Source organism: Sorangium sp. So ce381, from assembly GCF_051473845.1.
In the GTDB taxonomy this organism is placed as follows: domain Bacteria; phylum Myxococcota_A; class Polyangia; order Polyangiales; family Polyangiaceae; genus Sorangium; species Sorangium atrum.
This window is the reverse complement of the sequence record NZ_CP150336.1, coordinates 3,754,363-3,777,711: the sequence shown is the minus strand read 5'-3', so window position 1 is coordinate 3,777,711 and position 23,349 is coordinate 3,754,363. Positions and strand designations below refer to the sequence as shown.

At 72.0% G+C, this 23,349-nt stretch carries 18 protein-coding genes; 7 read left to right on the top strand and 11 right to left on the bottom strand.

Going from position 1 to position 23,349, the window contains the following annotated elements:
- Positions 1 to 46 precede the first annotated feature (46 nt).
- Entirely contained in the window at positions 47 to 646 is a 600-nt protein-coding gene (locus tag WMF29_RS14370) for a cysteine hydrolase family protein (protein WP_437329365.1), read from the bottom strand.
- 266 nt (positions 647 to 912) lie between these two features.
- On the opposite strand from WMF29_RS14370, the gene WMF29_RS14365 reads away from it, so the two are divergent.
- Together WMF29_RS14365 and WMF29_RS14360 are read left to right on the top strand one after the other, a co-directional pair.
- Positions 913 to 1,863: a Ku protein gene (locus WMF29_RS14365; RefSeq protein WP_437329364.1), complete on the top strand. Its 951-nt coding sequence runs from the start codon at positions 913 to 915 to the stop codon at positions 1,861 to 1,863.
- A 72-nt stretch (positions 1,864 to 1,935) separates the two neighbouring features.
- Positions 1,936 to 3,138 (top strand): putative sensor domain DACNV-containing protein, encoded by a 1,203-nt coding sequence (locus WMF29_RS14360; RefSeq protein WP_437329363.1) that lies wholly within the window; start codon positions 1,936 to 1,938, stop codon positions 3,136 to 3,138.
- Between the two features lie 54 nt (positions 3,139 to 3,192).
- Here the strand turns inward: WMF29_RS14360 and cheB are convergent, their stop codons facing one another.
- Genes cheB through WMF29_RS14325 form a run of 7 tightly spaced genes read right to left on the bottom strand, consistent with a single transcriptional unit; the run spans position 3,193 to position 12,910 of the window.
- Positions 3,193 to 4,227, bottom strand: a complete 1,035-nt coding sequence (gene cheB / locus WMF29_RS14355; RefSeq protein WP_437329362.1) for a chemotaxis-specific protein-glutamate methyltransferase CheB — start codon at positions 4,225 to 4,227, stop codon at positions 3,193 to 3,195.
- The gene (locus WMF29_RS14350) at positions 4,224 to 5,054 is read right to left on the bottom strand and encodes a CheR family methyltransferase (protein ID WP_437329361.1); all 831 of its coding nucleotides are present in this window, start codon (positions 5,052 to 5,054) and stop codon (positions 4,224 to 4,226) included. Before WMF29_RS14350 ends, cheB begins: the two co-directional genes overlap by 4 nt.
- A 10-nt stretch (positions 5,055 to 5,064) precedes the next feature.
- The gene (locus tag WMF29_RS14345; RefSeq protein ID WP_437329360.1) at positions 5,065 to 7,422 is read right to left on the bottom strand and encodes a HEAT repeat domain-containing protein; all 2,358 of its coding nucleotides are present in this window, start codon (positions 7,420 to 7,422) and stop codon (positions 5,065 to 5,067) included.
- A complete protein-coding gene (locus WMF29_RS14340) occupies positions 7,419 to 9,968 on the bottom strand; it encodes a methyl-accepting chemotaxis protein (RefSeq protein ID WP_437329359.1) in 2,550 nt (849 codons plus the stop codon). The genes WMF29_RS14345 and WMF29_RS14340 overlap by 4 nt, the downstream gene beginning before the upstream one ends.
- Complete coding sequence (locus tag WMF29_RS14335; RefSeq protein ID WP_437329358.1) at positions 9,958 to 10,395, bottom strand: chemotaxis protein CheW; 438 nt, start codon at positions 10,393 to 10,395, stop codon at positions 9,958 to 9,960. Before WMF29_RS14335 ends, WMF29_RS14340 begins: the two co-directional genes overlap by 11 nt.
- On the bottom strand, positions 10,392 to 12,530 hold the full coding sequence (locus tag WMF29_RS14330) for a chemotaxis protein CheA (protein WP_437329357.1): 2,139 nt from the start codon (positions 12,528 to 12,530) through the stop codon (positions 10,392 to 10,394). The genes WMF29_RS14335 and WMF29_RS14330 overlap by 4 nt, the downstream gene beginning before the upstream one ends.
- A complete protein-coding gene (locus WMF29_RS14325) occupies positions 12,527 to 12,910 on the bottom strand; it encodes a response regulator transcription factor (RefSeq protein WP_437329356.1) in 384 nt (127 codons plus the stop codon). The genes WMF29_RS14330 and WMF29_RS14325 overlap by 4 nt, the downstream gene beginning before the upstream one ends.
- A gap of 571 nt (positions 12,911 to 13,481) precedes the next feature.
- Between WMF29_RS14325 and WMF29_RS14320 the strand changes: the two genes are divergently transcribed.
- Entirely contained in the window at positions 13,482 to 16,016 is a 2,535-nt protein-coding gene (locus tag WMF29_RS14320; RefSeq protein ID WP_437329355.1) for a hybrid sensor histidine kinase/response regulator, read from the top strand.
- A gap of 279 nt (positions 16,017 to 16,295) precedes the next feature.
- Entirely contained in the window at positions 16,296 to 17,204 is a 909-nt protein-coding gene (locus WMF29_RS14315; RefSeq protein ID WP_437329354.1) for a chromate resistance protein ChrB domain-containing protein, read from the top strand.
- 104 nt (positions 17,205 to 17,308) lie between these two features.
- Here WMF29_RS14315 and WMF29_RS14310 read toward each other — a convergent pair whose 3' ends face one another.
- Positions 17,309 to 18,673 (bottom strand): MFS transporter, encoded by a 1,365-nt coding sequence (locus WMF29_RS14310; protein WP_437329353.1) that lies wholly within the window; start codon positions 18,671 to 18,673, stop codon positions 17,309 to 17,311.
- Between the two features lie 199 nt (positions 18,674 to 18,872).
- On the opposite strand from WMF29_RS14310, the gene WMF29_RS14305 reads away from it, so the two are divergent.
- Entirely contained in the window at positions 18,873 to 19,979 is a 1,107-nt protein-coding gene (locus WMF29_RS14305; RefSeq protein ID WP_437329352.1) for a bile acid:sodium symporter family protein, read from the top strand.
- Between the two features lie 53 nt (positions 19,980 to 20,032).
- Here WMF29_RS14305 and WMF29_RS14300 read toward each other — a convergent pair whose 3' ends face one another.
- Entirely contained in the window at positions 20,033 to 21,235 is a 1,203-nt protein-coding gene (locus tag WMF29_RS14300) for a chromate transporter (protein WP_437329351.1), read from the bottom strand.
- 168 nt (positions 21,236 to 21,403) lie between these two features.
- Between WMF29_RS14300 and WMF29_RS14295 the strand changes: the two genes are divergently transcribed.
- Positions 21,404 to 21,781 carry a hypothetical protein gene (locus tag WMF29_RS14295; RefSeq protein WP_437329350.1) on the top strand — a complete coding sequence of 126 codons (378 nt, stop codon included), beginning with the start codon at positions 21,404 to 21,406 and terminating at the stop codon, positions 21,779 to 21,781.
- A gap of 77 nt (positions 21,782 to 21,858) precedes the next feature.
- On the top strand, positions 21,859 to 22,818 hold the full coding sequence (locus WMF29_RS14290; RefSeq protein ID WP_437331118.1) for a DUF1259 domain-containing protein: 960 nt from the start codon (positions 21,859 to 21,861) through the stop codon (positions 22,816 to 22,818).
- 135 nt (positions 22,819 to 22,953) lie between these two features.
- On the opposite strand, the gene WMF29_RS14285 is transcribed toward WMF29_RS14290, so the two are convergent.
- A complete protein-coding gene (locus tag WMF29_RS14285) occupies positions 22,954 to 23,334 on the bottom strand; it encodes a response regulator (protein ID WP_437329349.1) in 381 nt (126 codons plus the stop codon).
- Between the last annotated feature and the right edge of the window lie 15 nt (positions 23,335 to 23,349).

The window sequence follows — 23,349 nt, the reverse complement described above, 5'->3', positions numbered from 1 at the left end:
ACGTGACCTCGGGCAACTGCCCGCCTGACGCCGCGCGCCGGCGGCCTCAGGCGGGCAGCCGCTCGAGGTCGAGCTCGTCCGACGGCGTGATGTCGGCCTTGAGGAAGCGCTGCATCTGCCGGAGCGCGTGGCCGTTGTCCTCCTCCGTCTCGGAGGCGGTGCAGTCCGACGGGACGAACAGCCGGTAATCGCGCATGTAGGCGTCGTTCGCCGTGAACAGGACGCAGATGTTCCCCGCCATGCCGGTGAGGAGGAGCGTCTGCGCGCCGAGCGACTCGAGCAAGATCTCCAGCGTGGTGCCGTAGAAGCCGGAGTGCTTGGGCTTGAGCACGAAATAATCGTCCTCTCCAGGCCGCAATAGCGCCGCGATCTCGCGGCCGCGGACGCCCTCTTCCAGGCAGTGCTCGATCTGACGGTGGAAGTTGGATTGCCAGCGGCCGAAGTTGTCGTTCACGTAGACCGCCGGAATGCCGACGTCGCGACACCGCTGCTTCAGCGCCCGGACGCGGTGCGCCATCGGGAGCGCGTGGGCGAGCAGCCGGTCGCCTCCCGGGAAGTCCAGATCGTTGATCACGTCGATGAGGAGCAGCGCTGTCCGGCTCTCGTCCGGCGCGGCGCCGTGAAGGTCGTGGGAACGCCGAGGCATGTCACGCGGGTTATACAGCGGGCCAAGGCGCGTGGGGCAGCGATCACCACCGATCGGCGCCGCGCCCGGTCCGCCGTGGCGAAACGCGACCTCGGCTGTGGCAGCGCGCGGCGGGAGGCGCAGGCTCCGCGATGCCCGCGGGCGGCCAGGACGGGCGCGCGGCCCAGGCTCCGCGAGGACGCGTCGTCGGCCGCCGGCTTGCATTGCTCGCCATGACGGACCTGGCGCGGGCCCCTCGGGTCGCCGCCCGGGTCGAAGGAGCGCACATGCCTCGCAGCATCTGGAAAGGGAGTATCAGCTTCGGGCTCGTGCAGATCCCGGTGGCCCTCTACCCCGCCGAGGAGCCCGACGAGCTCCACTTCACGCAGCTCGACAGGCGCACCATGGCGCCGATCCGCTATGAGCGCGTGAACCGGGAGACGGGCGAGCCGGTGAGCTGGGACGATATCGTCCGCGGCTATCCCTACGAGAAAGACGAGTATGTCGTCCTGTCCGACGAGGACCTGCGCCGCGCGAACGTGGAGGCGACGCAGACCGTGGACATCCTCGACTTCGTCGACGCCTCGGAGATCGACCCGATGTACTACGATAAACCGTATTTCCTCGCTCCCGCGTCCCAGAACGGCAAGAAGCGATCGCCGGTGACGGCGTATGTCCTCCTGCGCGAGGCGCTGCGGAAGACAGGCAAGGTCGGTATCGCGAAGGTCGTGATCCGGACGCGCGAGCACATCGCCGCGGTGAGGCCGCACGGCAGAGGGCTCGTGCTGAACCTGCTCCGGTTCGCGCACGAGCTCCGCTCCGACGAGGAGCTCGACCTGCCCGAGATGGACGCCAAGGGAAAGGGGCTCGGCAAGCGGGAGCTGGAGATGGCGGAGCGGCTGGTGGCCGAGATGGCCACCGCGTGGGAGCCGGAGAAATACAAGGATGAGTACCGCGACGACGTGATGAAGCTCATCGAGAAGAAGGTGAAATCCGGCCGCACGACCGCCCCAGCGGAGCCCGTGGAGGAAGAGCGCGAGCGCCGCGCCACTGGCACGGTGGACCTCATCGCGCTGCTCAAGAAGAGCCTCGGACAGAAGGGCGGGAAGGCCGCGAACGACGAGGCGAAGAACGGCGCGAAAGCCGACAGACCAGCGCCGGAAGAGGGCGGCAAATCCAGGGCGCGGAAGGCGGAGACCCCGAAGCGGAAGGGCGGCAGCTCGCGTCGGGCCGCGTAGCGAGCACGGCGAAGCGGTCCGCTAGCCGCCCGCCGGGCTGACCGGGGGCGCGGAGGAGGGTAGAGCGAGCTCATGCGCCCCAAGTATCCGGCGGACGTCACGGCGGCTTTCCTCGAGCTGCAAGGGCAGGCCCCGCTCGCGGCGCAGAAGCTGGCTCCGGGCGCCCGCGTCGCCCCCGACGAGGCGCCGCCCTCCTTCGCCGCGATCCTGACGCATCTGATCGAGACGCTGTTCTTCGCGTCCATGGCGACGGAGGAGGGGCGGCTCAACCCGATCGGCGTCGTGTTCGCCGAGCGCCTCGCCGAGTTCGAGTCCGGAGAGCCCGCGTGGGATCTCGTGCGGTTCGGGTCCCCGGTGGCGTTCGACGCGGAGCACCTGGCCAACCTGGCTCCGGCGAGCGCGTGGCCGCGCTCCTTCCTGGCCGTGGTGCCGATCGAGGGGTCGCTCGCCGTCGCCGGCATCGCGGTGCCGCACGGCCGGCCGTCGTTCGCGCTCGATCAGCTCGTGCGCGTCGTCGCCCCGAAGCCCGGCGTCGTGGCCGTGTACCGCGGCGAATGGGAGGTCGTCCGATACGAGCGCGGCGCCGTGCGGACGTGGATGCCCAAGAACCGGCCGCTGCTCGACTCCATCGAGCGGACCGTCGCGCGGGACCAGGCGAGCGCGCTCGCCCGCGACGTGCGCGGCTATCTGCTGCGCATCGTCGAGGGGATGGTCGAGCTCGGCCGCGGCGGGCTCCTGGTCGTACTGGGGCCGGGCGAGGGCCTGCCGCAGCTCTTCGGTGAAGAGGGCAATCAGCTCGACACCGAGGTCAAGCGGCTGACCCCTGCCCTGTGCCTCGGCTCGGCCATCCTCGACCTCGCCGGCGCGCACGAGCCCCACCTGACGGACGGGCAATGCCAGCCGTCCGGGGGGAGGCCAGCGGCGAGCGAATCGGAGCACGCGCTCCAGCGGTCCGAGCGCGTCAGCCGGCTGCTCGAGCTCATCGTCCGGCTGACGACCGTCGACGGCGCGGTCGTGATGAGCCACGCCCTCGACGTGCTCGCGTTCGGCGCGAAGCTGCCGCCTCCGCGGGCGATCATCTCCGAGGTCTTCGCCGCTACGCCCGACCAGCGGATGGACGCGAGCTTGAGCCTCGACGCGCGAGGCACCCGCCACCGCGCGGCCGCGGCGTTCGTCGCGGGGTACCCGGAGCGGATCGCCTTCATCGTCTCCCAGGACGGCAACGCGGCGACGTTCCAGGAGATCGAGGGGAAGGTCGTCTACTGGCCGCTGTGACGAGGCGCGCCGCGCGATGTGCGACGTGCGACGTGCGACGTGCGACGTGCGACGTCAAAGATGCCGCAGGATGGCCGCAGGCATCTGATCGATCGGCGCCGCGGCCGCGGCGAGCCCGGCCTCCAGCACGCGGCGGGGCATGCCGTAAACGACGCAGGACGACTCGGCCTCGGCGAGGATCCTCCCGCCCGCCGCGCGGATCGCCCGGGAGCCCTCCAGGCCGTCGTCCCCCATGCCCGTCAGCACGACCCCGAGGACGCCCGGCCCGAACTCGGCCGCTGCGCTCGCGAAGAGTAGATCCACCGACGGGCAATAGAGGGACGAGCTGGCCGTCGCCACGAAGCGGACGATAGCGCGCGTTAGGTCGCGCCGGACCTCGATGTGCGTCCCCCCGCGCGCGAGGACCACGAGCCCGGGCCGGAGCGGGAGATCGTCCGACGCCTCGACGATCGAGAGCGCGCTCGCGTCGTCCAGGCGGCGCGCCAGCGACTCCGTGTAGCCAGGCGGGATGTGCAGCGCGACGACGATCGGGGCCGGGAACCCTGCGGGCATCGCCGCGAAGAGCCGCGTCAGCGCCAGAGGGCCGCCGGTCGACGCGCCGATCACGACGACCCGCGTGCGCGAGAGCGCCGGGATCGCGCCAGGCGCGGGCGGCGGCGCGGGCGGCGGCTCTGCGCGGTGGACCTTCGCCTCGGCGGCGGCGAGCACCTTGCGGACCAGCTCGTCCGCGAGGCCGAAGAGGCGATCGGTCGCGAGCGCCGTCGGCTTCTCGACGAGATCGGTCGCGCCTTCCTGGAGCGCCCTGACGCCGAGATCGCTGTCCGCGTCGGCGCTGCTGACGACGATCACCCGCGGCGCGCCCTCGCGCGGCAATGACGCGAGCACGCCGAGGCCGTCGAGGTTCGGCATCACGAGATCCAGCGTGACGACATCCGGCTTGTAGCGCGCGATCTTCTCCAGCGCGTCCAGGCCGTCCATGGCCGTGTCGACGACCTCGATCGAGGAGCTCGCGCCGAGGACCTGCCGCAGCACCTTGCGCACGAAGGCCGAGTCGTCGACCACGAGCACGCGGACCGCAGGGCGGCTCATGACGCCGCGTTCCGGTAGAGGAACACGCCGCCCCGCTCCTCGCAGGAGAGCGCGGTGCCGAGCCTGAAGAGCGACTCGGAGACCCCGACCAGGAGGATCCCGCCCGCGGAGAGCGCCCCCGCGAGGTTCTTGACCACCCACCGCGCCGTGTTGTCGTGGAAGTAGATGAGCACGTTGCGGCAGATCACGACGTCGAGCCGCCCGAGCGACGCGACCTGGGACGCGTCGAGCAGGTTGATCCGCCGCCAGTCGATCGCCCGCCTCAGGTCGGCGCTCACGACGACGCGATCGGGCGTCACCTGCAACCACCGCTCGGCGAACGGAGGCGGCGGGGCGTTGCTCCGGAGCGAGCGGGGCCCGAGCACGCCGGCCTGGGCCCGCGAGAGCGCCCGCGCGCTGATGTCGCTCGCGATGAGATCGACCCTGTCGAGCAGGCCCCGCTCGGCCAGGAGCATCGCGAGCGTGAACGGCTCCTCGCCGCTCGAGCAGGCCGCCGACCAGATCCGCGGCCGGCCGCCCGCCGCCACGCGCGGCGCGATGAACTCCGAGACAGCGAGCTCGATCTGCGCGAACTCGCGGAAGAAGTACGTCTCGCCCACGACCAGCCCGTCGATCAGCGCGTCCATCTCGGCCGCGCCCGCCGGGTCGTAGCGGAGGAAGTAGTAATAATCGAGCAGCGAATCGAAGCCGGCGTCGATGGCGCGCGCCGACAGCTTGTCGCCGAGCAGCTCGCGATCGGCCGCGTCGTAGTGGAGGCCGATCTTCTCGGCCACGAGCGCGCTGAAGATCGCGAAGACCTGCGGAGAGATGGGGAGGCGGCTCGTCATGCCCACGGGATCAGGCCCACTGTGCGAGGACGGACGCGGAGACGCGCCGCACCTCGGGATCTGGATCGGTCCGCGCGGCGCGCTCGACCGCCGCGAAGCCCTCGCGGGTGGCCACCGCGGCGAGCGTCGTGGCGGCCGCCTTCCGCGCCGGCGCGCGCGGCAGCCGGAGCGCCTCGAGGAGCGCGGCGTGCGCCCCGGGGAGCCGCATCCGCGCGAGCGCCGCGGTCAGGAGCGGCGAGAGCTCGTCGTCCGCCGTGCCCAGCGCGTCGAGGATGCCCTCGATGCGGCCCGGCACGGGCGTCGACAGCGCGGCGAGGAGCGGGCCCTGCGCCCGCGACGTGACGAGCAGCGCGACGAGCGTCCTCGTCGCCTCGGCGCCTGGCCGCCCCGCGATGAAGCTGGTCGCGGCCGCACGCACGCTCTCGTCGGGATCGCCCGCCGCGCGCACGAGCGCCGGCAGGACCTCGGGCGACGAGAAGCCGGAGATCGCCGAGACCGCGACCAGCCGGGTCGCCACGTCCGAGGACGAGAGCGCGTCGAGCAACGTCGGCAGCGACGCCTCCCGCCCGGCGATGCCGAGCCCGATCAGCGCCGACCGCCGCATGTCCGTGTCGCCGTCCCGGGCCGCCTGCTCCAGCGCCACGAGCGCGAGATCGCCCTTGATCCCCGACAGCGCCTCGATCGCCGCCACGCGCACCTGGCCGCTCTCGTCCCGGAGCCGCTCGGCGATGACCCCTGCCGCCGCCTCCCACCCGAGCTTCCCCAGCGACTGGCAGGCGTAGTACCGGACCCATGCGTCGCCGTCGCGGAGCCCCGCGAGGAGCGCGTCGATCACGCGAGGATCCCGGCGCGACTGCCCGAGCGCCCGCATCGCCACGGCCCGGATCCGCGCCGTGGGATCGGCCGCGACCGCGACGAGCGCGTCGAGCGCCGCCGGCGCCGCGAGGGACGCGAGGCCATGGATCGCCTGCTCGCGCGCCCGAACGTCGGGGTCGCAGAGGCCGTCGAGGAAGACCGGCAGCGCCGACGCAGGGGCGAGGTGCCCGAGGATCCGGAGGGCCGTCCGCCGCGCGGCCGGGGTCCCTTCGTGGGCCGCGGCGAGCGCGAGCCCCTCGACGTCCGGGCCGCCGAGGCCCTGGATCGCGGTCGTCGCGGCGTGGACCACGCGGGGGCTCGGGTCGTCGAGGACCTGGAACAGCGCGCGCGCCGAGCCGGGCTCCGCGATGCGCGCGAGCGCGTCGCACGCCGCCGCGCGGACCTCCGCGTCCGGATCGGCGAGGCAGCGCTCCACGTCGCCCGCCGCCGCGACGCCCCGGACGAGCGGCAGGAGCAGGAGCCTGCGCCGGCTGTCGCCGTCGCGCAGCGCCGCGAGCACCCGGGGATCCGCGCTCCGCGAGAGCTGGCCGAGCGCCTCCGCGGCGGCGCCCGCGACGGGATGACCGGCGTCGAGCAGGCGCGTCAGCTCGAGCAGGGCGTCGTCGCCCCCGATCGCGCCGAGCACGCTGCATAGGGCGGCCTGCTCGGCCGGATCCGCGCCCGCGAGGCTCTGGGAGAGCCGGCGCGCCACGCCGGGCGCCGGCGCCTCGCTCCGGAGCGCCTCGTCGATCGGCGCGGCCGTCCCGTAGCGCTCGCGGTACCGCTCGCGCAGCTCGGCGAGCGCCGCCGCGGCGACGCGCACGACGCCGTCGCTCGGCCGCCCGAGGAGGCGCACCAGCGGCGCCACGGCGCCGCGGCTGCCGGTGCGGCCGAGCGCCCGCGCCGCCTCGAGCACGTAGCGAGGATCATCGAGGAGGACCGCCAGCGGCCCGGTCGCGCGCGGGTCGCCGCTCCGGCCCAGCACGTCGATCGCCGGGAAGACACGGAAGAAATTCCCGCTGGAAACGGCCTCCACGAGCGAGTCGACCGCGGACCTGCCGCCGACCCGGCCGAGCGCCTCGATCGCGGCGACCGCGACGTTGTCGTCGGGGTGCGACGTGAGCTCCGCGAGCCGGGAGACGGCCTTCGCGCTGCCGCGGCGGCCGAGGATCTGCGCCGCGTCGGCGACGAGCGCGGGGCGGGGATCCAGGCTCAGCGCGAGCACCGCGGCGTCGACGTCGCCCAGCGACGCGACGAGCGCGTCGACCGTGGCGGCGATGCGCGCCTCGCTGTCGCGCCGGGCGGAGAGGCACGCGCACAGGGGGTGGACCGCCGCGTCGCCGAGCGCGGCGAGCGACGCGACCACGGCCCGCCGCACGGTCCAGCTCGGATCCGCGAGCATCTCGATGAGCGCAGGCGCCCCCGGAGGCCCCGAGGCGGCGAGCCGCTCGACCTGCTCGACGCGCTGCCGCTCCGCGTCCGAGATGGCGAGCGCGGGGCGCCGGGCGATCACGCTGTCTCCGGCGGCGCGGGGTGCTGCGTCCCGTTCGCCTTGATGTGGGCGACGGCGTGGGCGACCGTGGCGACGACGCCCGCGACCGCGTCCGCGTGCTCCGCGCTCGCCTGCCTGATCCTGCCGAGCTGCTCGAGCACCTGGCCTGCGTCGCTCGCGATCGCGCCGGTGTCCCTCGCGTGCCTGGCCGTGGCGGCGAGCAGCTCCCGGACCGGATCGCGCAGCCGCGAGAGCGAGGCGGCGTGCTGCTCGCTCCGGGTCGAGAGCTCGGAGGCCCCCTTCTCGGCGGCCTGGAGCGACGCCGTGTGCCGGTTCGCGCCCGACGCGAGGGCCATGACGACCTCCGCCTGATCGGCCACGGCCCGCGCCGTCTGCCTGGCGATCCGGCGCACGGACTCCCCCTCCTTCGCCAGGGCCGCCGTCGCCTTGCCCTGGTCCGCCGTCGCGGCGGTCACCGCCGCCGCGAGCCGCGCGACCTGGCGGGCGGACGCCTCCAGCTGCTTCGCGGCCCGCGCCTGCTCGCCGGTGCCCCGCGCCGACTGGACCGACAGCCGCCGGATGTCGTCCATCGCGCGCGCGATCTCGGTCGCGCCGCCCGCCTGCTCCGCGAGGCCGGCGACCATGCGCTGCGACGCGCCCGTGACGTCCTGCGTGAGCGCCGTGATCCCGGCCAGGGTGCGTGTCTGCTCGACCATGGCGGCGTTGGTCTGCTGGGTCAGCGCGCGCATCTGCGCGGCGACCTTGGCGAGCTGCGACGCCCCTGTCGCCTGCTCGTCCATCGCCCGCGACACCCGCTCGGCGGTGGACGTGAGCTGCGCGTTGGCCTTCACGGCGTCCCGCAGCGCGCGCGCCTGCTCGGCGGTCGCGTCCTTCGTCTGCCGGGCCATGCGCCGCATCTCGGCGCTGCCCTGCGCGAGCGCCTGGATCGCCCTGGTCTGCTCGGCCGCGGAGCGCGCGACCGCCTTGCCCTCGTCGCTCATGCGCGACGCGGCCTGGGTCAGGGAGGCCACCGCCTGCACCTGCTCCGCGTTCGCCCGGTCGATGTCGCGGATCGAGCGGCCGAGCTCCTCGACCCCCTGCAGGATGGACGTGAGCGCCCGATCGGCGTCGCTCGCGAGCCGGGTCCCCTCGTCCGCGACCTTGACGCCCTCGCTCGAGGCGGCCACCGCCTCCCGGGCGCTCGCCTGGAGCGCGCGGACGATCTTGGCGATCTCGGCGCTCGAGACGGCGGCCCGATCGGCGAGGTTGCGGATCTCCTCGGCGACGACGGCGAAGCCGCGGCCGTGCTCCCCCGCGCGCGCGGCCTCGATGCTGGCGTTGAGCGAGAGGAGGTTCGTGCGATCGGCGATCAGGTTGATCGTCTGGACGATGTCGCCGATCTCCTCCGCCCGCTTGCCCATCTCCTTCATGACCGAAGCGGAGTCGGCCATCGCTTGCCGGATGCTCCCGAGCCCGGCGATGGACCGGCCGACCGTCGCGGCGCCCTGGCGCGCGGTCGCGACCCCCTGCTCGGCGGTCGCGCGCGCGGTCTCGACGATGGCGACGATCCGCCGCGTCGAGGCCTCGACCTGCGACGACGTGGCGGCGTTGCCGGCCGCGAGCCCGCTGATCTGCTCGGCGCTCTGCGCGACCTGCTGCGCGGTCCTCGCGAGCTCCTCGGCGGCGACCGCGTTCGCCTCGATGGTCGCCGCGTTCTTCTCGGCGGTGGCCGCGACCTCCTCGACCGAGCTCGCGATCTCCGTGATCGTGCTCGCGGTCGTCGACGCGCTCCCGTCGAGCGCCTTCGCGCTCTCGGCCACCCCGCGGATCGACCGCGCCATCTGCTCGGCGGTCGCCGCGGTCTCCTCGACCGCGCTCGCCATCTCGGTCGCGTCCTTCGCGACGCGATCGAGGGAGCCGCTCACGCCCACGACGGCCGCGGCCATGCTCGAGATCTGCGCCCCGACCCCCTTGGCGTCGGCCGAGAGGCGCGCGACGCCCTTCGACATCTCCTCGATGGTGGCCCCGATCTCCTCGATGGCCGCGGCGTTGCTCTCGCCGCGGGCCGCCGCCTCGTCGGCCGATCCGCTCGTCACGGAGACCGCGCTGAGGAGCTCCTCGCTGGAGGACGCGAGCTCCTCGGCGCTGGCGCTCACCGCCTTCACCGAGCGGGCGATCTCCTCGAGCGCGACCGCGGTCGTGTCCGACGAGGCGGCGAGCGAGTCGGCGTCGCCCTTCACGCTGGCGAGCGCGGGGGCGAGCGCGCCGACGCCGCCCGCCATGCCCTCGGTCCCCCTCACGACCTCGACGACGGCGTCGCCCACCCGCTGCCCCGTACGAGCGAGCGCCTGCGCGGCCGCCCCGGCCTCCTCGAGCTCGCCCGCGAGCGCCCCCGCCATGGCCCCCTGCTCCCTGCCGGCGGTGGCCTGCTCGGCGCCGAGGGCGGCGAGCCGCGCGGCTGCCTGCTCGACGCCGGCGACGGTCGCGACCGCCTGGCGGAGCGCGCGCTCGGTCTGCTCCGCCAGCGCGAGCGCGCCATCGATGTCCGCGATTGCATCAGCTGCCATGATCCTGCTCCTCACCGATGATCCTGCCGACGTCGACGAGCATGACGAGGCGCTCCCCGATCTTCGCGACGGCCCTGACGAACCCGGCGCTCTCCTCCGCCATGACCTCGGGGGGCGACCGCAGCTCGCCCTCGGCGATGTTGACGACCTCGCGCGCGCTGTCCACCAGGAGGCCCACGGTGCGGCCGCCGTGCTGGACGACGATGACACGCGAGTCGAGCGTCGGCTCCGCGCTCGGGAGCCCGAAGCGGACGCGCAGATCCACGACCGGGACCACGCGGCCCCGGATCTGCACCAGGCCGCCGACGTACGATCGCGTCCCCGGCACCCGGGTCGCCCCGGCGAACGACTCCATGTGGAGCACGTCCGCCGCCGAGATGACGTACTCGGTGTCCGCCACCTTCAGGACCACGTGCAGCTCGCTCACGAGGCCACCCGGACGAGCGCGCCGCGGCCGCCGCGGCCAGCGGAGAGCCTGCCGCTGAGGGTCACGAGGTCGAGGACGAGCGTGGGGCGCCCATCGCCGAGATCCGTCGAGCCAGACACGCCCGGCACCCTGACGAGCGGGTCCTCGAGCGGCCGCACGACCACCTCTTGCTGGCCGATCACGCGGGTCACGCCGAACGCGAAGGGCGCGCCGTGGCGACGGACGACGAGCGCCCTGCGCGCGGGCGAGGCCCCGGTCTCGAAGAGGGCGCCGAGGTCGACGAGGGGCACGACCTCGCCACGGCGCTCGATCAACCTGGTCCCTCCGCGCGCTTCGCCCGCGGCTGGCAACATGCTCCCTCCGCGCGCTTCGCCCGCGGCTGGCAACATGGTCCCTCCGCGCGCTTCGCCCGCGGCTGGCAGCATCGTCCCGCCCCGCGCTTCGCCCGGGGCCGGGCCGCGGATGATGCGGGCGGCATCGATCTCCACGACCTCCTCGACGCCCGCGACCGGCGTCACGAACAGCTGGTCACCGCACAGGAAGGAGAAGGCGTCCACGATGGTCAACGTGAGCGGGATCCGGAGGGTGAAGGTGGTGCCGGCGCCGGGCGACGTGCTCACCGAGAGCTCGCCGCTGAGCTGCTCCACCGCGATGCGGCGCACGATGTCCATCCCGAGCCCGCGGCCGCTGGTCTTCGTCGCCTGGTCGAGCGTCGACAGCCCAGGGAGCGTGATGAGGTCGAGCAGCGCCGCGTCGCTCTCGGGCGCGGGGCGGCCGGCCCGCCTCGCCACCAGCGCGCGATCGATGCCGCGGCCGTCGTCGGCGACGCTGAGCTCGAGCTGATTGCTGGAACGCTCGAAGCAGGAGACCCGGACGACGCCCTCCTCCGGCTTGCCGAGGCGCCGCCGCTCGGCGGGCGGCTCGATCGCGTGATCGACGGCGTTCCGGAGCAGGTGCACGATCGCAGGGAAGACGCGCTCCGCGACCGCCTTGTCGAGCTCGGCCTTGCCGGCGTCGATCTCGAGCCGGACCTGCTTGCCGGTCGCGCGGCCGAGGCCGCGGACGACCAGCGGCACGCGCTCGAGGAGCTCCTTCACGGAGATCATGCGCGCGCGCATGATGGCGCCGCGAAGGTCGCGCAGCGTCCGGTCGTGCTCGCGCAGGATCTCCGACAGATCGCGGGTGTCGACCCCCCGGGCGCGCAGCTCGGCGGCCGCCCGCGCGAGCCGGAACCGCGTGACGACGAGCGCCGACAGCTTGTCGAGCGCGTCGTCGAGGCGCGCCACCTCGACGCGGACGACGCCTCGGAGCTGGGGCTCCTGGTCCACCGGCTCGTCCGGCTCGCGCTCCGCCAGGGCCGCGACGGCCGGCGGGACGGGGGGCTCCACCGTGAGCGCGCGGACGCCATCCGCCGCCGCCGCGCGCGCGACCTCCTCGTCGGGCGCGCTCGTGAGGACGAGGAGCGCGAAGACGATGCCGCCCGGCGCCCCATCGCCGGCCGGCACCGAGAGCGGGACGACCTTGACGATCTCGGCGAGCTTGCCGACGCGCTCGCGGACGGTCGTGATGTTCACCCCCTCGGCGGTGCGCGCCGGCGAGGGGGTGAAGTCGACCCGCAGCGCGCGCCGCCCGCCGGCCACGCCCTGCGCGAGCTGCACCCGCTCGCCGGGCCCGAGCTTCGCGAGGATCTCGGGATCGGCGCCGATCGTCGGCACGGGCGGCGACGGCGCTGCGGCGAGATCGAGCGCGGTGAGCGCGGCGAGGAGCTCCGGCGCCGCCGGCAGCACCGGCTTGCCCTCGGCGAGCGCCCGGGCCCGCTCCTCGATGGCCCGGAGCCCGCGGAGCAGCACCTCGATCGACGAGGCGGAGAGGCTCCCGGCCGCCCGGTCCGCCGCCCGGAGCACGGTCTCCATCGCGTGGGCGAGATCCACGATCGGCTCCACGCCGACCATGGCGGAGAGGCCCTTGATGGTGTGAAGGGCGCGGAAGAGCTCCCGGATCGGCCTGGGGCTCGACTCGCCGGCGCGGAGGGCCGCCTCGACGGCGAGGAGGTTGGCCGTCGACGCGGAGAGGTGCTCTTCCACCTCGACGAGGTAGCCGGCCACGAACTCGTTCACGTCGAGCGCGCCGGTCATCCGGCGCCGGCGACGTCGTCCTGCAGGAGCGCGCGCACGCTGGCCAGGATGGCGTCAGGAGTGAAGGGCTTCGTCATGAACTCGGACGCCCCCGCGGCGAGCGTGCGGGCGCGGGACTCCTCATCACCCCGGGTCGTCACCACCAGGATCGGCAGGCTCCGCAGCCTGTCTTGACCCCGGATGAACTCGATCACCTCGAGTCCCCCGATATCGGGCATATTCAGGTCGAGCACCACGAGATCGAACGGCCTGAGCGAGAGCGTCTCAATCGCCTCGAGCCCGCTCGCCGCGTGCGCGAACCCGTGCTGCTCTGCCCGCAGGCAGGCCACCACCATCTCGCGCATCACCCTGCTGTCATCGACGACGAGGATCTCTGCCACAGCGGTGCTCGGTCGAGGGAATAGCCTTTCCGAACACGAGGTGTCAATCGCGCCTGTGCGTCCGTGGGAGAATCAGGGAACTCCCGTCAGCCCCGCCCCGAGCTCCGGTTCCCCGGCTCGGGCGAGCAGCGCGCCGGCCGTGCGCTGGCCCGCGCGTCGAGCCGGCGCCGGCGATGTCTGCTGTGCTCGCTGACGAGCCCGGGCTCCCCCTGGGGAGCGCCAGTGCGCCAGCGAACGTCGGCAGGCGCGCGAACGCCATGACAGCGGTCGCTGGAAACCGGCGACGGCCGCGTGGTGCGGGGGCAATGACCAGAAGCAACCTGACGCAACCGGACGTGACCGAACGCAAACAAACGCCAAACGCGACCAAACGCAACCCAGAAGAGAGCGACAGGGCGTCTTTCATCGTATTACGCTTGCATCGCCGCAGGCTCTCACTCAGATGAGACTGGGCGGTAAAGACGCTTGCGGAACCAACGCGTCTCCGCGCCCCGTCCCGCCCCGAGAGGCGCCGCCCTCTAGCGATACGCCTCGCGGCCCCTGCTGCTCCTGGAGAACCATGAATCGGCCAATGACGATGGACTTCGTGCTCGCCGACGCCGCGCGCGATGCGAACGGCCCGCCCCGGCGCCCGGCGCCGGCCGCGGGGCGAGGCGTCCGGGACGTGGGCATGGAGCCTCCGCCGAGCGAGCACGCGCAGCGCGGGGTGGTGTGGATCCTCGACGATTCGTTGCTGGAGGCCGAGATGGCCGCGCGCGCCCTCGCGCCAGGGTACGAGGTCCAGGTCTTCACGGACGCCGCCGCGATGCTCGAGCGCGTGGCGGGCGGCGATCTGCCGGACGTCCTCGTGCTCGACCAGGTGATGCCGGCCATGTCCGGCACCGAGATCTGTGGCCTCTTGCGGTCGCGCGCCGCCACGGTCGGGCTCCCGATCCTCATCCTGACCGTGGCCGGGCAGGAGGAGGACCTCGTCGAGGGGCTCACCGCGGGCGCCGACGACTACGTGGTCAAGCCCTGCCCGGCGGCCGCGCTGTCGGCGCGCGTCGGCGCGCTCCTCCGCTCGAAGCGGCTCCGCGAGCGGGCCGAGCGGGCCGAGCGGATCGCGGCCGTGGAGCGCGATCTGCTGCGCGCGCTCATCGAGCAGAGCGGCGACGGCATCATGGCCGCGGACGCGCGCGGGACGCTCCGGATCTGCAACGGCGAGGCCCAGCGGCAGCACGGGGTGTACGAGCGCGACGTGAGCGACGCGATCGAGTCGCTCCGGCCCCGCGGGCTGCTCGCGCTGGACGGCCGGCCGCTGCGCCCCGACGAGGACCCGCTCCACCGCGCGCTCCTGGGCGAGAAGGTCGAGAACGCGCGCTGGCTCGTGACGCGCCCGGACGGCTCGATCCGCGCCCTCGCCGGGACGGCGTCGCCGCTCCGGCACGCCGACGGCTCGCCCGCGGGCGCCGTGCTGATCACGCGCGACGAGACCGACGCGATCGAGGCGGAGCGGGCGCTCCGGGACAGCGAGGAGCGCTATCGCGTGATCATCAGCGCGCTCGAGGAGGGCATCACGCTCGAGGACGAGCGCGGCGTCATCCGCACCGCGAACGCGAGCGCCGAGCGGATCCTCGCCCTGCCCATGGCCCAGCTCGTCGGGTCCACGATGCTGGGCCCGCCGTGCAGGCTCGTCCGCGAGGACGGCTCGCCCTTCCCTTTCGAGATGGTCCCCTCGCAGATCGCGCTCCGGACGGGCGCGCCCCAGTCGGGCGTCGTGCTCGGGCTGGAGCGGCCGGGCGGCTCGGTCGTGTGGCTCTCGGTGAACGCGCAGCCGCTCCGCGGCGCGAACGGCTCCGTGGCCGGCGTCGTCTCCTCGTTCTTCGACATCACGGCGCGGAAGCGCGCGGAGGAGGAGCGGCAAGACCTGCTCGCCGCGGCGCAGTCCGCCCGTCAGGAGGCCGAGGCCGCCAGCCACCTGAAGGACGAGTTCCTGGCGACGATGAGCCACGAGCTCCGCACGCCGCTCACGGCGGTCCTCGGCTGGGTCCGGATGCTGCGCACCGGCAAGCTCGCCGAGGAGCGCCGCGACAAGGCGCTGGAGACGGTGGAGCGCAACGCCCAGGCGCAGGCGCAGCTCATCGACGACCTGCTCGACATCTCGCGCATCATGGCCGGCAAGCTCCGGCTGGACGTCCATCCGATCGAGCTCGTGCCCGTGATCGACGCCGCCCTCGAGGTCGTGCGGCCGGCGGCCGACGCCAAGGGGGTGCGGCTCCTGCCGCTGATCGAGCCCGGCGTGGGCGCCGTCGCGGGCGACGCGGGCCGGCTGCAGCAGGTCGTCTGGAACCTGCTCAACAACGCGGTGAAGTTCACGCCGCGCGGCGGGGTGGTGCGCATCCGGCTCGATCGCGCCGACGGGTCCGCCGAGATCACCGTGTCCGACACCGGCCAGGGCATCGAGCCCGCGTTCTTGCCGTACGTGTTCGAGCAGTTCCGGCAGGCCGAGAGCGGCACGACCCGCAGGCACGGCGGCCTGGGCCTCGGGCTCACGATCGTGAAGAGCCTCGTGGAGATGCACGGCGGCACGGCCCACGCGCTGAGCGACGGGGAGGGTCAGGGCGCCACGTTCGTCGTCCAGCTGCCGCTCGCGGCGCCGCCGAGCCACGGCCGGGGGCGCCGGCTGGCGCAGCTGCCGAGCGTCTCTGCCGGGAGCGACCGCCCGCCGGAGCTCGCGGCGCTGAACGTGCTCGTGGTCGAGGACGAGGACGACACGCGCGAGCTCCTCGTCACGATGCTCGAGCAGTGCGGCGCGCGCGTGACGGCCGTCTCGTCCGCGGCCGAGGCGCTGCTCGCGGTGAAGGCGCTGCAGCCCGACGTGCTCGTGTCCGACGTCGCGATGCCCGGCGAGGACGGCTACGTGCTGATCCGCAAGATCCGCGCGCTCCCGGCGGCGAGCGGGGGGCGGACCCCGGCGATCGCGCTCACCGCCTATGCGCGCACGGAGGATCGCATGCGCGCATTGCGGGCAGGGTTCAACACCCATGTCCCGAAGCCCATCGAACCGGCGGAGCTGCTCGCGGTGCTCACGACCATGTGCGGCTCGAGGGCGGGCGCTCCCAGCTGATTCACTGACGGTACGCAGCAGACCGGCAGCCCCGGGGAGCACGCCAGCCGCGGTGGCTCTCGACATTGACACGTGACCATCGCATCGGAAAACATGCCGTGCTGAATGCCGCCTTCCCGCGCAACACGCCGCTCATCTGTCTCGCGGCGCGATGACGCCAACAGCTCGCCGGGCGAGCACGTGCGCCCTCTTCCGGCGGCAGCGCCCCCGGAGGACGCGCCTACCGGGCGATGGCTGCTCCTCATCCATCAGCTCCCGCCCAAGCCCGCATACCTCCGTGTGAAGATCGGGCGTCATCTGCAACGTCTGGGCGCCGTCGCAATCAAGAACTCCGTCTACACGCTGCCGGCGACCGACTCCGCGCGCGAGGACTTCGCCTGGGTATACCGCGAGATCATCGACGGCGGCGGTGACGCGTCGGTGTGCGAGGCGCGGTTCTCCGCGGGGCTCTCGGATGAGCAGATCGAGGCGCTCTTCCACGAAGCCCGGAACGCCGACTACGAAGCTCTGGCCGAGGAGGTGCGCGCCGTCCAGAAGGTCCTTCCTCGGCGCGGAGGCGTCCCCGAAGAGCGCCGCACGGAGCTCGCGGGCGAGGTCGTGCGCCTCAAGAAGCAGCTCGGCGCGATCGCGGCGGTTGACTTCTTCGCGTCCACCGGACGCGTCGCGGTCGAGGGCCTCGTGCGTGAGCTCGAAGCGCGCCTCGAAGGCAGCGCCAGCGGATCGTCCACGAAGCGTCGGCCGGCCGTGCTGGCCGCCGACGTACGCGGCCGTACCTGGGTCACCCGCAAGAACATCCACGTCGACCGCATCGCGAGCGCGTGGCTCATCCGGCGCTTCCTCGATCCGGAGGCGCGCTTCAAGTTCGTGAGCGGCAAGGGTTACACGCCGGAGCCGGGCGAGCTGCGCTTCGACATGTTCGAGGCCGAGTTCACCCACGAAGGCGACCGCTGCACGTTCGAGGTGCTCCTCGACCGGTTCGGGCTCGCGGATCCAGCGCTGCGCCGCATCGCCGAGATCATCCACGACATCGATCTCAAGGATGCCAAGTTCAACCGGCCCGAGCGGCCGGGCGTGGAGTGTCTCGTGAACGGGCTGGCCATGGTCGAGCGAGACGACGAGGCGCGGCTCGCCCGGGGAGCTGCGCTCTTCGGCGATCTGTACGAGTCGCTCGCGCGCAAGAGAGAATGAAGAGCGACATGAGCGCCTCGCGCTGTGCGGACTTCCGACCGAGCTCGCCCCTGCTGAAGGCGACGATCGCCAGAGGGGTCACCTCGAGCGCGCGACGGTCTGGTTCATGGTGAGCGCCGGGGTCGGGTCGCTGCCGTGCCCCCGTCTGCTGTCTCCTCCGGCGGCTTGACGGCGCCGAACTGGACCAGGAGGAGTACGTCGTAAATGGTCTTGGCGATGCCGCCGCACAGGAGCGGCCAGCCGAAGCTCGATCGGCTGAGCATCGCGCCCGCGAGGAGCGGCGCGAGGGCTGCGGCGAGGCTGCGCGGCACGTTCGTGACGCTCGCGGCGGCCGGGCGCTCCTCCGGCGGGACCACCGCCATCACGTACGACTGCCGCGCGGGCACGTCCATCTGCGAGAGGCACATGCGCAGAAGGAGGAACCCGACAGCGAGCGGCGCGGTGGGCATGAGCGCGGCCAGGATCAGGAGCCCATTCGATGGCAGGTGGGTATAGACCATGGTGTTGATGAGCCCGATCTTGGCTGCGAGCCGTGCAGAGACGAGCTGCGAGAAGCCCGCCGCGATGCCTGCGGCGAAGAAGATCGCGCCCGCCGTCTCCACGGAGAGGGCGAAGCGACGGAAGAGCCACAGCGCGAGGAGCGACTGGACGATGAACCCGCCGCCGAACGAGTCGAGGCTGAACAGCGCCGCGAGCCGGACGACGATCCTACGCGACCGCAGGAGAGGCGCGGCCTTCGCGGTCTGCGTGTGCCGCTCGAGCGCGGGCGAGAGCTTGCAGTAGAGAATGCCGACTGCGACCGCGACAGCCGCATACAGCGCGAACCCCGAGCGCTCTGCCGCCGCCCGATCCCAGCCGAACCAGCGCGCACCCGCCACGGGCAGCCCGCTCGCCAGCGCGCCGAGCGCACCGGCGAGGTTGCCCGAGAGATTGTAGCGGGCGAACATCCCTGTGCGGTCGCGGCCTTCGACCGTCGCGCTGAGCGCGGCCTGTTCGGCAGGCAGGAAGACGCTGACGTCGCCTGCCGAGGGATTGAGCGTTCCCGCGACGGCGACCACGAGCAGCGGCCAGAACGCCGTGACCCCCAGGAAACCGAGCCCCGTCGCGAACATCAGCGCCGAGGCGCCGAGGAGGAGCTGCCGAGAGCCGAGCCCGTGCCCCAGGAGCCCGACAGCCAGCGTAAGAACCGCCGAGCCCAGCAGCGTGCCGGTGATGATGGTCCCGATCTGGAGCGGGCTGAGGCCGAGCGATGAAAGGTAGTCCGCGAGGAGCACGCTGACGAAGCCGTCGGCGAAGCCACGCAGCGCCCGGGTGACGAGGAGCCTCTGCGCGTCGGCCGTTGCGCTCGAAGGCATCAGGGCGAGGGCGGTGCGCTGCTTCGAGCCAGAGCCCTGCCGGGCGGCCGCGTCGGGGTCCGCCGCAGGGGCTACGGTCGATGGACGGTCATCGTTGTGGATCAACTGATCCATGGGTAGAACAATTGTACCATCGAGGCGAGCGTGCGCCGCGGCGTTCCCCTGGCGTCGATGCCAGCAGCGCGCGTGAGCTGGCTTGCAGCATCCTCGGCACGGCGCCGGCGCAGAGAGCTGGCTTGGCGAGGACGGCGAGTTTCCAGGATCGAAGGTGACCTGGCAGGCGCCGGTGCCCAGGCGCCGGTACGAGGACCTTATGAACCAGATCGTCCAGAGAGCTCTAGATTGGATGCAGCGGCGCCTGCTGTGGCTGCTCCTCTGCGCCTACGCGCTGGCGTGGTTGGTGTCCGGGCCAGGTCTGCGTTTGCGCGACCTGTCTGCCGGGTCGCTCCCCTGGGTGCGCGGCGGCCGCGTCGAGCTTTCTCTGCCGTTGCTCCTGCTGGCGTTCCTCTTGGCAAACGCGGGTTTCGGCGTTCGCGTGCAGCAGCTCCGGCATCTGACCAGGTACCTCGGGCTCGTCGGCATCGGACTCGCGGCCAGCACCGTTCTACCAATCGTCTTCGCGCTCGCCGTCTCGCTTCTGGCCGTGCCAAGGCATGATAACGAGTTACAGAACCTCCTGGTCGGGTTGGCGCTCATAGGATCCATGCCTGTTTCCGGATCTTCTACGGCGTGGTCGCAAAACGCCGGGGGCAATCCCGTTTTGAGCTTGGGCCTGGTACTGCTATCGACGCTCTGTAGCCCGCTCATCACCCCGGTGGGGCTGCACCTCGTCGGCTACATGGCACGTGGGGATTATGCCGAGGATCTGCACGAGCTGGCGTTCCAAGGGAGCAGCGGATTTCTCATCGTCGCGGTCGTCGTTCCATCCCTGGTGGGCATGCTTCTGCAGCGCATGCTGGGCTCAAGAGCTCGGGAGGTGGTATCGCCGGCCTTGAGGCTGCTCAATTTGGTGGACCTGCTGGTGCTCAACTACTCCAATGCATCGAGCGCCTTGCCTCAAGCGTTCAACCACCCCGACTGGGATCTGCTGCTCATCATCGCCTTGATCACCACGACGTTGTGCGTCCTCAGCTTCGGTCTCGGTGGATTCCTCGCGCGCTGCACGCGGGCGGACGCGGCCGATAGACTCGCGCTGATGTTCGGCCTGGGCATGACCAACAACGGGACAGGGCTGGTGCTGGCCTCCGTCGCACTTCCGGATCACCCGGAGGTGATGCTGCCGATCATCTTTTACAACCTGGTTCAGCAGATCGCGGCGGGCGTTGTCGACGCACGCAGCCGAAGCGCTGCTGCGCGGAAGATCGCTCGGCCCCCTTTGTCAGGTCCGAAGCTCTTTTCACGATGGAGACGAGGAGCGTGACGATCCGACGGCACGTATCACCTCGATCTCGAAAAACTCGAGACGACGTTGCTTCATGTCCCGTGCGCTCCCTTCAGCAGGAGGCCCACGACACCCGCCGCGACGATCACGAGCGGCTCAGGTATTTTTAGCTTTTTCTGTACCAGGACGCCAAGCGTGACGAGCGCAATCTGCGCGGTTGGGATGTCCGTGATCGCCCTCCTGCCGAGCACGAAGCCCGCGCCCGCGATCGCACCGGTGGCCGCGGCGGTCACCCCGTCCACGAAAGCGTGGATACCCGGTTTTGCGGCGAAGCGGCGGAAGTGGCGTGCGGGGAGGACGACGAAGAGATAGCAGGGCAGAAACACGCCGAGCGCAGCAACCACCGCCCCTGCAGGGCCAGCGACGAGGTAGCCGATGAACGCGACCGTGATCACGACCGGCCCCGGCGTGATCATCGCGACCGCCACGGCGTCGAGGAACTGGCGCTCGTTCAGCCAGTGGAACCGATCCACGACCCCGCCATAGAGGAACGGCACGATCGCGAGCCCGCTGCCGAACACGAAGGCGCCGGCCTCCGCGAAGAACGAGCCGATGTGAAGGAGCGTGCGCCCCTCGGCCGGGCCGTGCAGACCGGTGAGCAGCCAGGCAGCGGCTGGGCTCAGGGCGAGCGCGGCTGGCCTGGAGGAGGGCGCCTTCCACCGCCGGACGAGCACGGCGGCGACGCCGGAGAGCAGGAACACCCAGACGATCTCGGACTCCGTGTACGCCGTCACTGCCGCGCTGACGCCGAAGATGGCCCAGAGCAGCCGGTCCTGCTTCACCGTCGTCTTCACGAGCTTCACCGCGCTCCGCCCGATGATGGCGATGACGCTCGCGCCGATGCCGTAGAAGACGCCCTGCATCCACGGCAGCCCCCCGAAGCGGAGGTAGAGCGCCGAGAGCCCGAGGACCATCAGAAACGACGGCAGGATGAAGCCGGCACCGATGAGCGTGGCCCCCGCGACGCCGCTGCGGAGCCAGCCGAGATAGATGGCGAGCTGCGCCGCCAACGGACCGGGCGCGAGCTGGGCGAGCGCGAGCCCTTCCTTGTATTCGGCCTCTGTGAACCACCGGCGCCGCTCCACCAGGTCACGTTGCATGTAGCCAACCAGGGCGATCGGTCCGCCGAACCCGAGCGCGCCGAGGTAGAGGAAGTAACGGAGCAGCTCCCGCAAGGTGAACGAGACCCGGGTCGGAGGTTCGCTGGCCGCTGAGTCGTCGCCCAGGGTTGGCATCGCGCCTTCTCCTGCCGCCCTCAGCCGCACGCCTTCGTGAGCCCGAGCGGATGCTTCACGTGGATCGAATTTTCCCATCCCCTACGCGCGGGCATGGTCGTATGCAACAGTTGTTACACACATAGAGCAGATGTATCATACAGCGCCATGGCTCCAGCGAGGTGAACGATGACGAGACCTGTTGCAGCGCTCCTCTCCCTTGTCGCGCTCGGCGCATGTCGTGGCGAGCAGGCAGCCCCGCCCAGTCCCGCGGCGCCGTCCCTCCTGACGCCCGGCGCATCCGCGAAACCGACGACCGAGCCCGCGACGGCGACTCGTGTCAAGGACGGACGCCGGACGCAGATCGCGAGCTGGAGCGGCGCGGTGACTGGCAACTGGCACGAGCTGCGGGTAGACGCCCGCGAGGACCGGATCCAGGTCCAGTGGGATGGGACCCAGGTCATCGATGCGACGGACCGGACGTTCACTGCGCCGGGGAAGGTCGGTGTTTGGACCAAGGCGGACTCGGTCACGTACTTTGACGACCTCGCCATCATGCCGCTCTGATCTGAGAAGATGCCGCTTGGACAAGAGGAGAAGAAGCGATGAGGAACATCGTTGATTGGCTCGCTCTCGCCGCGCTGATGGCGCTCGGCTGTAGCAACGCATCCCCGGCGCCCTCGGCGGAGCCGCCGGCGGTCGCGCGTCCCACCGCTCCGCCTGCAGCCGATTCCGCCGCTCAGGCGGCGCCGGCCGCCCCGGCCACCGTGGATCCCGCGGTCGTCGAGGCGTCCACGGGGGGCAAGGCGGAGGTCGCCGAAGGTGTCGTGAAGGTCTCGTTCCCCCGGAACGACGTCAAGGTCGAGGTGGATGGCTGGGCCATGCCGCCGTTCATGGGCCTCACCTCGTGGGCCGGGTTCACCCCGGGCCACAAGCCGGGCGTCGAGGCCATGGTGATGGGCGATCTCGTCCTGTTCGAGGACGAGGTGAACGACGCCATGAGCGCCGCCTTCGATGCCGGGATCGAGGTCACCGCGCTCCACAACCACTTCTTCTTTGACCGGCCCAAGGTCTACTTCATGCACATCGGCGGCGAGGGCAAGCTGGACGCTCTCGGCAAGGGCGTACGCGCTGCCCTGGACGCGGCGCGGTCCATCCGGCAGAAGGCGCCGAAGCCGCGCGAGCGCTTCGAGGGGCCGGCCATTCCGGCGAAGAGCACCATCGATCCGGCCAAGGTGGAGGCGGCGCTCGGGGTCAAGGTCACCGCCAAGGACGGCATGGCCAAGGCGGTGATCGGCCGACCGGCCGCGGTCGCCGACTGCGGCTGTAAGATCGGCAAGGCGATGGGCGTGAACACGTGGGCCGCGTTCGCAGGCACGGATGACAATGCCGTCGTCGACGGCGACTTCGCGGTCACCGAGGACGAGCTCCAGCCCGTCCTGAAGGCGCTCCGCGCGGGCAAGATCAATATCGTGGCGATCCACAATCATATGGTCGGCGAGGAGCCGCGCATCCTCTTCTTTCACTACTGGGGGCGCGGCCCCGTCGCCGAGCTCGGCAAGGTGGTGAAGGGCGCCATCGGCCTGACCAAGAGCCAGCCATGACTGCGGACCGGCTCCCTGCGGCGGCGGTCTGAAGCCCCCATCATCAAGATCGGTACGAGTCGATCGACGCTGCCCTGGATCACCGCCTCGCGCAGCGGCAGCCCTTCCACCCCTCGTCGCACGCGCGCCGCCGGCTCACTCCCTCCGGCAGCTCCGCTCGATGGTGTCCATCAGCTTCAGCACATCGAACGGCTTGCTGAGGATCGCGTCCGCGTCGATGCCGGCGCGCTCCGTCGCGCCGCGCGCGGTCATCACCACGATGGGCGTGGCGGCGAGCGTCGGATCGCGCTTCTGCTCGGCGCGAAACTGGAACCCATCCATGACTGGCATCATCAGGTCGAGCAGGACGAGCGCGATGGACGAGGGATCGTCCCGCAGGGTTGCCAGGGCCTCGCGCCCGTTCGCGGCGCAGGCGACCGCATACCCCTCCTCTTCCAGGAGCTCGCTCAAGGTCCGGCGAATCGCGGCGTCGTCATCGACGATCAGGATGCGCTTGCTGGGACGGCTCATCGTCATGCGCACTCGCTCCCT